The following is a 12495-nucleotide window of genomic DNA, read 5'->3' on the forward strand; positions in this document are numbered from 1 at the left end:
CCGCTTTGCTCAGGCCGGTTCGCGCAGGACGCGGGGCACCTTGAATTCCACGTTTTCGACCGCTGTTTCAACCATTTCCACCGTCACATCATAGCGGTCGCGGAAGGCGTCGATCACCTCGTTGATCAGCACTTCGGGTGCGGAGGCACCGGCGGTGATGCCCATGGAGGTGATCCCGTCGAGCGCGCGCCAGTCGATGTCCGTCGCCCGTTGGACAAGCTGGGCATAGTTGCAGCCCGCCCGTGCGCCGACTTCGACCAGCCGTTTGGAGTTGGAGGAGTTGGGCGCGCCGACAACCAGCATGGCATCGCATTTCGGGGCCATCGCCTTGACCGCTTCCTGGCGATTGGTGGTGGCGTAGCAGATGTCTTCCTTGTGCGGGCCGACGATGGCGGGGAAACGGGATTGGAGCGCCGCCACGATGTCGGCCGTGTCATCGACCGACAGGGTGGTCTGGGTGACGAAAGCGAGTTTGTCGGGGTCGCGCACATCGACCGTTGCCACGTCTTCGACTGTTTCAACGAGCAGCACTTCGCCCTCGGGCAGCTGACCCATGGTGCCCACCGTCTCGGGGTGGCCCGCATGGCCGATCATGATCATTTGCAGGCCGTTGTCGGCGTGGCGTTGCGCTTCAATATGGACCTTGGAGACCAGCGGGCAGGTGGCGTCCACATAGATCATCTCGCGTGCCTTGGCCGCGTTGGGGACAGATTTGGGCACGCCGTGGGCCGAGAAGATGACAGGCCGGTCATCGGGGCATTCATCGAGTTCCTCGACAAAGATGGCGCCCTTGTCGCGCAGGCCGTCCACGACGAACTTGTTGTGCACGATCTCGTGCCGCACAAAGACGGGTGCCCCCCATTTGTCGAGCGCCATTTCCACGATCTTGATCGCGCGATCGACACCGGCACAGAACCCGCGGGGCGCGGCGAGATAGAGGGTCAGTGCGGGCTGTGGCATGGCGGCTCCTGTTGTTGTCCCAGACCTAAGCGCTTGGGCGCATCGGGTAAAGGGTGCGCGCTAGTCTGGGCTGGCTTGGCCAAAGACCAGCCGTGCGGCTTCGGCCCGATTGTGGATGCCGAGTTTGCGGTATGCCGTCTTGGCGTATTCGCTGACGGTATTGAGGCTGATGCCACAGACCCGCGCCGCTTCCTTGCGGCTGAGGCCGCGGGCCAGCATGTAGATCACTTCGGCCTCGCGCGGGCTGAGCGCGTCTAGGGAGGCGGGCATTTTCGGGGCGATGAGGGCCGGGGCATGATCGGTCTGAGTGCCTGCCAGCTCTTCGAGCCTGCGGTGGATCAGCAGACAGAAAAGGCGGAATTGCTCGGCTTGGGGCCACATGGTCCGCAGGAAGGTGTCGCGGTCGAGCGCCGTGCCGAGATTGAAACCGCCATAGCGCTCAGCTCCGCGTAGGCGGGTGGGTATGCCGAAACCGGTCAGGAAGCCTTCGGCGCGTGCGGTTGTAATGAAGGCCTTAGCATCGTCGGGAAGGTAGTCGTGATCGGCAAGGAACTCTGGCCCTGTGCGGGTGATGTCGTAGCTGTTGCAGCAATGGCTGAGAAACGGGTCCGCATCCGGGGTCGCCTCTGCATAGAGCCTTGGGCAGGTCGTCAGAATTCGGCTGTCACGTGCGGGTGTGCCGGTGGCGGTGATGTAGATTACGTGTGCTATGCCACGCGCGCGCAACGTTTGCACCACACCATCCCATAACGCGCTTACGCTTGTGAGACTTTCAAGCTGTTCAGCATCACGAAACATGCTGTGATCCCCCCAATCGGGGGGATATTTACACAGGTCTTTTTGTTTTAGAACAGCGAGGTGTGCTGGAAGCTTGGCACGCCGTATTTGATAACGAACACATTTTCATATGACGGGCAGCGACATTGCAGTGTCACTGCCCGTTGATGAGTCGGTACGTCAGCTTTGTGCTTGCAACCGCTGTTCACGCTCGGGCATCGGTTCGCGTGGAGGGCGGCCAATGACATCCTTCAGTTCATCAAGCTCAATGAAGTTGTCGGCTTGGCGTCTGAGATCGTCAGAGATCATCGGCGGCTGACTGCGAATCGTCGATACGACCGACACACGCACCCCTTGGCGCTGTAGGCTTTCCACCAGCGGGCGGAAGTCCCCGTCGCCCGAAAACAGCACGATATGATCCACGCGCGGCGCAAGCTCCATTGCATCGACAGCCAGCTCGATATCCATGTTCCCCTTGACCTTACGGCGCCCCATGGAATCCGTGTATTCCTTCGCCGGTTTGGTCACCATGGTGAAACCGTTGTAATTCAACCAATCCACGAGTGGACGGATCGGTGAATACTCGTCGTTTTCAAGCAAGGCTGTGTAGTAGAATGCGCGGAGCAATTTGCCTCTTCGCATGAACTCTTGCCGCAGCAGTTTGTAGTCAATGTCGAACCCAAGCGCTTTGGCTGCGGCGTAAAGGTTCGAGCCATCGATGAACAGTGCTAACCGTTCGTCCTTGTAAAACATAAAATGTCCTTCCGAAAATTCGGGATACCGCCTGTGATTTCCGTGAGTGAGTGCGTTAAAACGCGAGGCGGCGGTGGTCGAAAAATAGGTGTTTTTTATTATGTCGCAAGTCAAAGACGGCGTCAAAGCGAGCGAAACCCTGCCGCAGAGCGGCAATGATCTGGTGATTGCGCTGGGATCAAACAAGTCTTCTGACGTAGGGTCACCCGCCGAAATCCTTAAAAAAGCCATATCGCAAATGGAAGATTCCGGAGCGATCCTGCGGGCTCAAAGCCGCTTTTTCCAGACCCCAGCTGTGCCCTCGGGAAGTGGCCCGGACTTTGTAAATGCTGCTGTTTTATTGTCATGCGGGTGGTCCGCGCCTGAGGCGATCACCCGGTTGCATGAGATCGAGGCGGACCTGGGGCGCCGCCGCAAGGTCAGGTGGGAGCAGCGAGTCGTGGACCTTGACTTGTTGGCCTATGGGGATGCCGTGCGCCCGAATGTTGCGACGTTGCGTCAATGGATGGATTTACCCCCCGACCAGCAGCAGAAAACAGCCCCCGGCCAGCTGTTGTTGCCCCACCCACGGTTGCACGAGCGTGCTTTTGTCCTGGTTCCGATGGCAGAGGTGGTGCCGAATTGGGTACATCCGATCACTCGCCGGACCGTGATCGAGATGCGGGATTCGCTGCCGCAAGCGGATTTGGCAGCCATCACACCCCTGGAATAGCGACTTGTCATTCTCATAAATCGGGCCTAGATACCGGCCTTCTATCTTTTCTTGCCTGAGCTGGAGCATTCCCATGGCCCGCGTGACCGTTGAAGACTGCGTTGACAAGGTTCCGAACCGTTTCGAACTGGTGATGCTTGCTGCACACCGTGCACGCGAGATTTCCAGCGGCGCGCCGATCACCGTGGACCGCGACAACGACAAGAACCCCGTCGTGTCCCTGCGTGAGATTGCCGAGGAAACCCAGTCTTCGGAAGAGCTGCGCGAGCGTTTGATCGAATCGAACCAGAGCCAGATCGAAGTGGACGAGGCCGAAGAGGACGCAATGGCGCTTCTCATGGGGGCCGAGCAGGACAAGCCAGAAGAAGACAGCATGTCCGAAGAAATGCTTCTGCGTCAGCTTATGGCCGCGCAAGGCCAGGGCTGACCCCACCCGGGATGCGGAGCGCATGATATCTGCCGATGACTTGATCGCGCTGGTCCGCAACTATAACCCCAAAACGAACGAAGATTTGATCCGCCGCGCCTATGCGTTCGGCGGTGAAATGCATGAGGGGCAGTTCCGCCATTCGGGCGAGCCCTATTTCACACACCCCGTTGCAGTTGCCGCCATCCTGACCGAGCAACAGCTGGACGACGCAACAATCGTTACCGCCCTGCTGCACGATACGATCGAGGACACCAAGGCGAGCTATGCCATGGTGGCCGAACAGTTCGGGGACGAGATTGCCAAGCTGGTCGATGGCGTCACCAAGCTGACCAACCTGCAACTCAGCAGCGTCGAGACCAAGCAGGCCGAGAACTTCCGCAAGTTGTTCATGGCCATGTCAAAAGACATGCGCGTGATCCTTGTGAAGCTGAGCGACCGTCTGCACAACATGCGCACTATCAAGTCCATGCGCGCCGAAAAGCAGGTGCAGAAGGCGCGCGAGACGATGGACATTTTTGCCCCGCTTGCAGGCCGCATGGGGATGCAGTGGATGCGGGAGGAGTTGGAGGATCTGGCCTTCAAGACCCTGAACCCCGATGCGCGGTCGTCCATCATTCGGCGTTTCATCACCATGCAGCGTGAAACCGGTGATGTGATCCAGCGGATTACGGGCGACATGCGGCATGAGTTGGAGAAGGTCGAGATTGAGGCCGAGGTGTTTGGCCGGGCGAAGAAGCCCCATTCCATCTGGCGCAAAATGCAGGAAAAGGACCAGTCCTTTAGCCGCTTGTCCGACATCTACGGCTTCCGTGTCATCACGGACAGTGAAGAAGATTGCTACCGCGCGCTGGGCGCCATTCACCAGCGCTGGCGGGCCGTTCCCGGTCGCTTCAAGGATTACATTAGCCAGCCCAAGACCAACGGGTATCGGTCTATTCACACCACAGTCTCGGGCCGGGATGGCAAGCGGGTCGAGGTGCAGATTCGCACTCGACAGATGCATGACGTGGCAGAAACCGGCGTGGCAGCCCATTGGTCCTATCGCGACGGGGTCCGGTCGCAGAACCCCTTTGCCGTGGACCCGGCCAAGTGGATCAGCCAACTGACCGAGCAGTTCGACAGCGAGGAGGATCACGAGGACTTCCTCGAGGCTGTGAAGCTCGAGATGTATTCGGACCAGGTGTTCTGCTTTACGCCCAAGGGGGAGGTGGTGAAGTTGCCGAAAGGCGCGACGCCCATTGATTTTGCCTATGCTATCCACACGCGGATCGGGAATGCCTGTGTGGGGGCCAAGATCGACGGCATGCGCGTGCCCTTGTGGACGCGCGTTAAGAACGGCCAATCGGTCGAGATCATCACGGCTGAGGGGCAGACGCCGCAGGCGACGTGGCTTGATATCGCGACAACAGGCAAGGCGAAGACGGCCATCCGCCGCAGCTTGCGCGAGGCGGATCGTGATCGCTTCATTACTCTGGGCCGGGAATTGGCCCGTTCGGCCTTCGGCCATGTGCGGAAGAAGGCGACTGAAAAGGCGCTGGAAGCCGCAGCCAAGCATTTGCGTCTGAAAGATGCGGATGAGGTCCTCGCGCGCCTTGGGTCGGCCGAGTTGACGGGCCGCGAGGTGGTGCAAGCCATCTATCCGGACCTCACGCCGAAACCGGGCAAGGAGGTGGACGCGCGCCGAGCTGTGATCGGCCTATTGCCCGGCCAGTCGTTCCAGCGGGCGACCTGTTGTGAGCCTCTGCCGGGCGAGCGCATCGTTGGCATCACCTTTCGCGGTGAGGGCGTTGTCGTACATGCGATTGATTGCGCACGGCTGGTGGAATACGAAAACCAGCCCGACCGGTGGCTGGACCTGCACTGGCATGACGGCAGCCACCCGGCCGTCTATGGCGTGACCCTGGATGTCACCATAGGCAATGACGCCGGCGTGTTGGGGCGGATTTGCACATTGATCGGTGAGAGCAAGGCGAATATCTCGAACCTTGAGTTTGTGGATCGCAAGCCTGACTTTTTCCGGTTGCTGGTCTACGTAGAGCTTCGGGATGCTCCGCATTTGCACACGTTGATGGGCGCCCTTGAAGCAGAGAGTGATGTGGCCGCCATCGACCGCTTTCGCCGTCCTGCCCCGTCTGCGGGCCAAGCGGTGGTCGCGGGTTAGGCGCAAGAAGGGGCGACAAGACATTGGTGTTCAAGCGCCGCGACCCCAAACCGTTTCTGCGCGCGGTGCTCGAGATCCTCTGGCCGCGTGGAGGCTGGGCACGCGCCTTTCAATACGTCAAACACCGCGTGCGCCGCTTGCCCGACCGCCCGGAACGGATTGCACGCGGCATCTGGGCCGGTGTTTTCACGACGTTTACCCCGTTCTATGGATTACATTTTCTGGTCGCCGCCATCATTGCCACGGCGATGCGCGGCAATATCGTAGCCTCTTTGATGGCCACCTTCTTTGGCAACCCGCTGACCTATGTGCCCATCGGCCTTGTGTCGTTGCAGACCGGTCACTGGCTGCTCGGGACCGAGATGAAGGAAGAGACCGAGCGGTCCTTTGGCGGGAAATTCGTGGATGCAGGTGCGGACCTTTGGCTCAACCTCAAACATGTGTGGCTGGGGGAGCCGCGCGACTGGACCAACCTGAGCATTTTCTATGACGAGGTGTTCTTTCCCTACCTCATCGGTGGCATCGTTCCGGGCATTCTGTCCGCAACGGTCTGTTATTACCTGTCCGTGCCGGTGATCCGTGCCTATCAGAAGCGCCGCAAGGGGGCCATCAAGGCCAAGTTCGAGGCGCTAAAGGCCAAGGCGGCGAGCAAGGCAGCGAGTGCCAAGCAGAACGTCGACTGATCGCTTGGTACAATTTTGCGGCTTTGTCTGCATTTCCGGTGGGTTGCATACGCACTAGGTTGCGGTTGAGCGACATGGGTTGGAAGGACAAGACCGATGACATCTGCTTTGAGCAAGCTGCGCCTTGGTGTGAATATCGACCACGTGGCGACCGTGCGGAATGCGCGCGGCGGTGATACACCAGATCCCTTGCGCGCGGCGAAGATGGCCGAGGCAGCGGGCGCCGACGGCATCACCGCGCACTTGCGCGAGGACCGCCGCCATATCTCGGACGCCGATATCGAAGGGTTGATGGACGTGCTGTCCGTGCCCCTGAATTTCGAGATGGCCGCCACGGACGAGATGCAAGGCATCGCGCTCCGTCATAAACCCCACGCCGTATGCATCGTGCCGGAAAAGCGCGAGGAGAAAACGACCGAAGGCGGCCTGGAAGTAGCGCGCGAGGAGAACCGGCTGGCCCATTTTATTGCTCCACTGCGCGATGCCGGCTGTCGCGTGTCCATCTTCATCGCCGCTGACAAGCGTCAGATCGAAGCCGCTCACCGGATTGGGGCCCAAGTGATCGAACTGCACTCCGGCGCCTACTGCGATGCCCATCACGAAGGACGGTTTGAGGACCGCGACCGTGAATTGGAAGCGATGCGCGAGATGTCGACATTTGCCCATGATCTGGGGCTTGAGGTGCATGTCGGCCATGGGTTGACCTATGAGACCGTGGCCCCAGTCGCGGCCTTTCCCGAGGTGATGGAGTTGAACATCGGGCATTTCCTGATCGGCGAGGCGATCTTTCTGGGTCTGGACCCCGCCATTCGCGAGATGCGCCGGCTGATGGACGGCGCGCGGGCGTGATCGGCATGTTCCCGACGATTTGCAGCCGGCGTCTTGTGCTTTCGTTGGAACGCTCCATTCTTGAGTGAATGTTGAATACGCCGTCGCTCTGGTCATCGCCAATCGACGTGCAATGGATGGGAGCCAAACATGATCCGTCATTGCGTTTTCCTGCGTCTTGCCCCCAAGGCGGACAGTGCCGAGTTGGACAAGGTGATGCTGGGTCTGGGTGATGTGGTACGGCGCATTCCCGGCTGTTCTGGCTTTCGTGCTGGCCCCAATCGGGACTACGAGAGCAAGAGCCCGGACTATCCCTATGGATTTACGCTGGATGCGTCAGACGCCGAAGCTCTGGCCACGTATGCGGTTGATCCAGAGCACAAGGAATTGGGCGCCCGTCTGGTGGCCTTGTGCGAGGGTGGTGCTGACGGCATCCTCGTTTTTGACATCGACGCGGTTTAGCGGCCAGTGCGTGGCTGGCTTGTGACGTTGGCGGCTGTGCTGGTTGCAGCATGGGCCTTGACGGTTCTCGAAGGCGCACGCGCGGGCCTGACCATCGAAGATCGCCGGGTCGGAGATACCCCGGTGACCGTCTATTACAGTGCGGCAGGCGGGCCACCGGTCGTCGTAGCGCATGGGTTTGCCGGTTCACGCCAGATGATGCAGGGCTATTCGACGGTTCTGGCGCAGGCCGGTTATACCGTTCATGCCTTTGATTTTGAGGGGCACGGTCTGCACCCGACGCCGATGGGTGGGGACGTGAACGCCATCGACGGCACCACGCAGCGCCTGGTGAACCAGACCCGCGCGGTGCTGGACAGCGTGGCGGGTGATGTGCCAGTGGCGCTGCTGGGACATTCAATGGCCACAGATGTACTAGTCCGCGTGGCGCAGGATGATCCGCGCATAGGACCGATTGTGCTGTTGTCGGCCTTTTCCCGCGCGATTGATGCGGTCCATCCCGCGCACATGTTGCTGGTGACCGGCGCGTGGGAGCCGGGCTTGACCGATTTCGCGTTGGAGGCCGCACGTATGGTCGATCCGGCGGCGGTGGTGGGTGAAACGGTTGTCTCTGGCGAGGTCAGCCGCCGTGCCATTCTGGCGCCTTATGCGGAGCATGTCGCGATCCTTCACTCTCGGGCCGGGCGGGCGGATGCATTGAGCTGGGTGAACGGGTATTATGACCGATCAGGTGTCGCAACCGTGCCGCCCACGGGATGGGCGCTCATCGCGTTGCTCTTCGCGGTGACGGCGCTGGCGGCGCCATTGGCGGGTCTTTTCCCGCTGAAAGCCGCTGAGGCTAAGCCGATGCCCCTCAGGACTTTTGCCTTGGTTGCGTTTGTGCCTGCGCTTATTGCGCCGTTGCTGGCGGCCCCGCTTGATACACGGCTGTTGCCGGTTCTGGTTGCCGATTACCTGGCCTTGCACCTGTTCATCTATGGCCTGCTCCAGCTGGGCCTTCTGTTCTGGAGTGGTCGAAGGCTGACTGCACCCGCGCCGCTGGCGGCAGCCTTGCTGGTGCTATGGGGATTGGGTGTGTTTGGTTTGGCACTCGACCGCTATGGGGCGAATTTTTGGCCGACGGATGGGCGGTTGCCGATCCTGGTGGCGCTTGCGCTGGGTGCGGTGCCATTCATGCTGGCGGATGCGCGCGCGGCCTTTGGCGCGCCTGTGTGGCAGCGCGTGGTGTTGCGGCTGGCGCTTCTGGTGTCACTGGGCATCGCGGTTGCGCTGGATTTCGAGGGGCTGTTTTTTCTGATCATGATTGCGCCCGTGATCCTGTTGTTTTTCCTGACGTTTGGCGTGATGGGCCGTGCCTTTGCCAAGCGCACTGGGCCGGGGACGGCAGGGCTTGCTCTGGGGCTTGTTCTGGCTTGGGCGTTGGGCGTATCCTTTCCGCTCTTTTCCGCGTGAGGCGATAGATGATCCTGGGTATCGGCACCGATCTGGCGAATATCGAGCGTATCCAGGGCACGCTGGACCGCTTTGGCGACCGGTTCCGCAACCGCGTCTTCACCGACATCGAACAGGCCAAGGCCGAGCGCCGCGCCGACACGGCGGGCACCTATGCCAAGCGCTGGGCGGCGAAGGAGGCCTGTTCAAAGGCGCTGGGCACCGGTTTGCGCATGGGGATCGCGTGGAAAGACATGGCCGTGACCAACCTGAAGACGGGCCAGCCGGTCATGCATGTGACGGGTTGGGCGGCCGAACGGCTGGACGCGATGACACCTGCGGGACACGAGGCGATCATCCACGTGACCCTGACCGACGACCACCCTTGGGCGCAGGCCTTTGTCGTGATTGAAGCGCGCCCGATACAATCGCCCCCGGTGGCTTGACACCCTCGCACGTCGCCCGCATGTAGCGCTGACCCGACCCCTCAAGGAGCGCGCAATGGCCGCCAAGGAAAAATCCCAGAATGGCGTGATCGAGACGATCAAGACCATCGTCTATGCGCTGCTGATTGCGGGTGTGTTTCGGACCTTGTTCTTTCAGCCGTTTTGGATTCCGTCCGGGTCGATGAAAGAGACGCTGCTGATCGGGGATTTCCTGTTCGTGAACAAGATGGCTTACGGCTATTCCTATGCGTCTTGCCCCTCGATCCCGGCCATTGGCCTGGATGCGCAGGCACTATGTGGCTTTATGGGCGACGAACGTGTCTGGGCGGGCCAGCCCGAGCGCGGCGATGTGGTCGTGTTCCGCCATCCGGTGTCGGGGGCCGATTTCATCAAGCGTGTCGTCGGCCTGCCGGGCGATACCGTACAGGTGCGCGATGGTCAGATCATTCTGAACGGGACACCGGTGCCGCAGGAGCCTGCGGGCACATTCGTCGAGGTGTTCGATCGCCAGGGACCGCAGGGCCTGTTGCCGCGTTGCGAGAGCGGCGCGGTCGGGCAGGGTGCCGCCTGCAGCAAGTCGCGCTTTGTCGAGACGTTCCCGAATGGCGAAGAGCATGTCGTTTTGAATGTGGCTGTCCAGCAATCCGACAACACGCCGATCTACCGTGTACCGGAAGGGCACTACTTCTTCATGGGTGACAACCGGGACAACTCGTCTGACAGTCGTTTGGCGCAGGTGGCGGGTGGTGTCGGCTACGTGCCGTTTGAAAACCTGATCGGCCGTGCGGACCGCATCATGTTCTCGTCTGCGGGCCGGTCTATGCTGTTCTTCTGGACCTGGCGGAGCGACCGCTACTTCAAGAGGATCGAGTGAAGCTGGGCGCCGACCTCTCCGCCTTTGAAGGCCGGATCGGGCATCGCTTTGCGGCGCCTGAGTTGCTGATCGAAGCGGTCACCCATGCGTCCATGTCCTCACCCACGCGGTCCGATAACCAGCGGCTGGAGTTTCTCGGCGACCGTGTTCTGGGCCTCGTCATGGCGCAGGCGCTGTTAGAAGCCGATACCAGCGCTGCCGAAGGCGCGCTCGCCCCGCGGTTCAATGCGCTGGTGCGGAAGGAGACGTGTGCAGACGTGGCGCGTGACATTGCGTTGGGAGATGTCTTGCGATTGGGGCGCTCCGAGATGCTTTCGGGCGGGCGTCGCAAGCAGGCACTTTTGGGTGATGCCGTCGAGGCGGTGATTGCCGCGGTGTACCTTGATGCCGGTTTCGATGCGGCCAAGGCGCTGATCCTGCGCTTGTGGGCAGACCGGATTGCCCGCGTAGATGCGGATGCGCGTGATGCCAAGACGGCCCTGCAGGAATGGGCGCAGGCGCGTGGCCTCACACCGCCACAATATGTGGAAACGGGCCGTTCGGGGCCAGATCACCAGCCGGTCTTTACCATCGCAGCGCGTCTGTCCACGGGGGATGAGGCCACGGCCACGGCCGGGTCAAAGCGCGAGGCGCAGCAGGCCGCGGCGCAAGCTCTGCTTGCCGAATTGGAGGCGCCGAAATGATCACACGCGCAGGCTTCATCGCCTTGATCGGAGAGCCCAATGCGGGCAAGTCCACGCTCTTGAACACGATGGTTGGAGCCAAGGTCAGCATCGTGACCCACAAGGTCCAGACCACCCGTGCCCGCATTCGCGGCGTCGCCATGGAGGGGGACAGCCAGTTGGTGTTTGTCGACACCCCGGGCCTATTTCAGCCACGTCGCCGTCTGGACCGCGCAATGGTTGCGGCCGCCTGGGGCGGGGCGGCGGATGCAGATGTCATCGTGCTGATGATCGAGGCGCATCGCGGTGTGACCGCAGGCGTCGAACGTATCCTCAGCCAGCTCGCCGAGATTGGAGAGGGTCGCACGGTTGCCCTTGCCATCAACAAGATTGACCGCGTAGAGGCACCGGTTCTGCTGGGGCTGACGAAAGACCTGAATGAGCGGTTTGAGTTCGTCGAAACCTTCATGATTTCGGCTGAGAAAGGACATGGTGTCGAAACCCTGCGCCAGTGGTTGGCGGAGCACGTGCCGGAGGGGCCATGGCTCTATCCCGAGGACCAAATCGCAGACCTACCCATGCGCATGATCGCCGCCGAGATGACGCGCGAGAAGCTGACCCTGCGCTTGCATCAGGAGCTGCCTTATCAGCTGACCGTTGAGACGGAAGCCTGGGAAGAGCGCAAGGACGGATCGGCCAAAGTGGACCAAATCATCTATGTGTCGCGGGATGGTCACAAAGGCATTGTGCTGGGTCATCGCGGTGAGACGATTAAGGCCGTCAGTAAGGCGGCGCGCGAAGAACTGGCCGAGTTTCTGGGCCGCAAGGTGCACCTGTTTTTGCAAGTGAAGGTGCGTGAGAAGTGGCTGGAAGAAGCCGAGCGCTATGATCAGATGGGGCTGGACTTCAAAGATGGAAATGCCTGAGACATTGGCTGATCGACCCTCCGGCGGGGATTTTTTTGAAACAGAGAAGCGGGGGACTTGGTGCCTCGTTTGACCTCTCGGTTTTGGGTGGATGCGTATTTGGCGCGGTTGCGCTTCGCCGACATCCCGGGCTTTGTCGTGGCCCACGGGGATGACACCGGGGGCGCAGTTTTGGTCAAGCTGAACACGCTGGATGGGCGAGCGGTGCTCTATCAGCGGTCTTTTGATCTGATGACAGACACGCGGGTTTGGGCCGAGTTGGCGTCTGGTCCGGAGCCGGATGTGGATGCCGCAGTGACCCGGCAGCGCGGCTTTGATCCGGATCTTTGGGTGATCGAGGTAGAGGACCGAGCGGGGCGGCACCTGCTGGATCAGGAGGGGCTCGCCTGA

At 61.0% G+C, this 12495-nt stretch carries 15 protein-coding genes; 12 read left to right on the forward strand and 3 right to left on the reverse strand.

The features are described 5' to 3' along the window. Nucleotides 1–9: 9 nt before the first annotated feature. The 3 genes from ispH to FD715_RS13940 form a co-directional block, all read right to left on the reverse strand. On the reverse strand, nucleotides 10–960 hold the full coding sequence (gene ispH / locus FD715_RS13930; protein ID WP_147110729.1) for a 4-hydroxy-3-methylbut-2-enyl diphosphate reductase: 951 nt from the start codon (nucleotides 958–960) through the stop codon (nucleotides 10–12). Nucleotides 961–1020: 60 nt separating this feature from the next. Continuing rightward, nucleotides 1021–1758, reverse strand: coding sequence for a LuxR family transcriptional regulator (locus FD715_RS13935; RefSeq protein ID WP_147110732.1), 738 nt, complete (start codon nucleotides 1756–1758; stop codon nucleotides 1021–1023). A 159-nt stretch (nucleotides 1759–1917) separates the two neighbouring features. Further along, on the reverse strand, nucleotides 1918–2490 hold the full coding sequence (locus FD715_RS13940; protein ID WP_147110736.1) for an NYN domain-containing protein: 573 nt from the start codon (nucleotides 2488–2490) through the stop codon (nucleotides 1918–1920). A gap of 100 nt (nucleotides 2491–2590) precedes the next feature. Here FD715_RS13940 and folK point away from each other — a divergent pair, with 100 nt between their 5' ends. From folK to FD715_RS14000, 12 genes are all read left to right on the forward strand, one after another. Beyond that, on the forward strand, nucleotides 2591–3202 hold the full coding sequence (gene folK, locus FD715_RS13945) for a 2-amino-4-hydroxy-6-hydroxymethyldihydropteridine diphosphokinase (protein WP_147110739.1): 612 nt from the start codon (nucleotides 2591–2593) through the stop codon (nucleotides 3200–3202). 73 nt (nucleotides 3203–3275) lie between these two features. Then, nucleotides 3276–3629, forward strand: a complete 354-nt coding sequence (rpoZ, locus tag FD715_RS13950) for a DNA-directed RNA polymerase subunit omega (protein ID WP_039682236.1) — start codon at nucleotides 3276–3278, stop codon at nucleotides 3627–3629. Nucleotides 3630–3651: 22 nt separating this feature from the next. Continuing rightward, nucleotides 3652–5793, forward strand: a complete 2142-nt coding sequence (locus FD715_RS13955; RefSeq protein ID WP_147110742.1) for a bifunctional (p)ppGpp synthetase/guanosine-3',5'-bis(diphosphate) 3'-pyrophosphohydrolase — start codon at nucleotides 3652–3654, stop codon at nucleotides 5791–5793. 23 nt (nucleotides 5794–5816) lie between these two features. Next, nucleotides 5817–6476, forward strand: coding sequence for a DUF2062 domain-containing protein (locus FD715_RS13960; protein ID WP_147110745.1), 660 nt, complete (start codon nucleotides 5817–5819; stop codon nucleotides 6474–6476). A gap of 96 nt (nucleotides 6477–6572) precedes the next feature. Continuing rightward, nucleotides 6573–7325, forward strand: a complete 753-nt coding sequence (locus FD715_RS13965) for a pyridoxine 5'-phosphate synthase (protein WP_147110748.1) — start codon at nucleotides 6573–6575, stop codon at nucleotides 7323–7325. A 129-nt stretch (nucleotides 7326–7454) separates the two neighbouring features. After that, nucleotides 7455–7766: a Dabb family protein gene (locus FD715_RS13970; protein ID WP_147110751.1), complete on the forward strand. Its 312-nt coding sequence runs from the start codon at nucleotides 7455–7457 to the stop codon at nucleotides 7764–7766. Between the two features lie 6 nt (nucleotides 7767–7772). Beyond that, nucleotides 7773–9218, forward strand: coding sequence for an alpha/beta hydrolase (locus FD715_RS13975; protein ID WP_147110754.1), 1446 nt, complete (start codon nucleotides 7773–7775; stop codon nucleotides 9216–9218). 8 nt (nucleotides 9219–9226) lie between these two features. After that, nucleotides 9227–9643 (forward strand): holo-ACP synthase, encoded by a 417-nt coding sequence (gene acpS / locus FD715_RS13980; RefSeq protein ID WP_147110757.1) that lies wholly within the window; start codon nucleotides 9227–9229, stop codon nucleotides 9641–9643. A 55-nt stretch (nucleotides 9644–9698) separates the two neighbouring features. Then, nucleotides 9699–10517 carry a signal peptidase I gene (gene lepB / locus FD715_RS13985; RefSeq protein ID WP_147110760.1) on the forward strand — a complete coding sequence of 273 codons (819 nt, stop codon included), beginning with the start codon at nucleotides 9699–9701 and terminating at the stop codon, nucleotides 10515–10517. Further along, nucleotides 10514–11200 carry a ribonuclease III gene (gene rnc / locus FD715_RS13990; RefSeq protein ID WP_147110763.1) on the forward strand — a complete coding sequence of 229 codons (687 nt, stop codon included), beginning with the start codon at nucleotides 10514–10516 and terminating at the stop codon, nucleotides 11198–11200. The genes lepB and rnc overlap by 4 nt, the downstream gene beginning before the upstream one ends. Beyond that, a complete protein-coding gene (gene era / locus FD715_RS13995; protein WP_147110766.1) occupies nucleotides 11197–12105 on the forward strand; it encodes a GTPase Era in 909 nt (302 codons plus the stop codon). The genes rnc and era overlap by 4 nt, the downstream gene beginning before the upstream one ends. 60 nt (nucleotides 12106–12165) lie before the next feature. After that, nucleotides 12166–12495, forward strand: coding sequence for a DUF1491 family protein (locus FD715_RS14000; RefSeq protein WP_147110769.1), 330 nt, complete (start codon nucleotides 12166–12168; stop codon nucleotides 12493–12495).

This window comes from Tateyamaria sp. syn59 (assembly GCF_007995245.1).
Lineage (GTDB): Bacteria > Pseudomonadota > Alphaproteobacteria > Rhodobacterales > Rhodobacteraceae > Tateyamaria.

Coding starts and splice junctions, on each gene's coding strand:
- ispH (WP_147110729.1), bottom strand. CDS start 960: ATGCCACAGCCCGCACTGACCCTCTATCTCGCCGCGCCCCGCGGGTTC.
- FD715_RS13935 (WP_147110732.1), bottom strand. CDS start 1,758: ATGTTTCGTGATGCTGAACAGCTTGAAAGTCTCACAAGCGTAAGCGCG.
- FD715_RS13940 (WP_147110736.1), bottom strand. CDS start 2,490: ATGTTTTACAAGGACGAACGGTTAGCACTGTTCATCGATGGCTCGAAC.
- folK (WP_147110739.1), top strand. CDS start 2,591: ATGTCGCAAGTCAAAGACGGCGTCAAAGCGAGCGAAACCCTGCCGCAG.
- rpoZ (WP_039682236.1), top strand. CDS start 3,276: ATGGCCCGCGTGACCGTTGAAGACTGCGTTGACAAGGTTCCGAACCGT.
- FD715_RS13955 (WP_147110742.1), top strand. CDS start 3,652: ATGATATCTGCCGATGACTTGATCGCGCTGGTCCGCAACTATAACCCC.
- FD715_RS13965 (WP_147110748.1), top strand. CDS start 6,573: ATGACATCTGCTTTGAGCAAGCTGCGCCTTGGTGTGAATATCGACCAC.
- FD715_RS13970 (WP_147110751.1), top strand. CDS start 7,455: ATGATCCGTCATTGCGTTTTCCTGCGTCTTGCCCCCAAGGCGGACAGT.
- acpS (WP_147110757.1), top strand. CDS start 9,227: ATGATCCTGGGTATCGGCACCGATCTGGCGAATATCGAGCGTATCCAG.
- lepB (WP_147110760.1), top strand. CDS start 9,699: ATGGCCGCCAAGGAAAAATCCCAGAATGGCGTGATCGAGACGATCAAG.
- era (WP_147110766.1), top strand. CDS start 11,197: ATGATCACACGCGCAGGCTTCATCGCCTTGATCGGAGAGCCCAATGCG.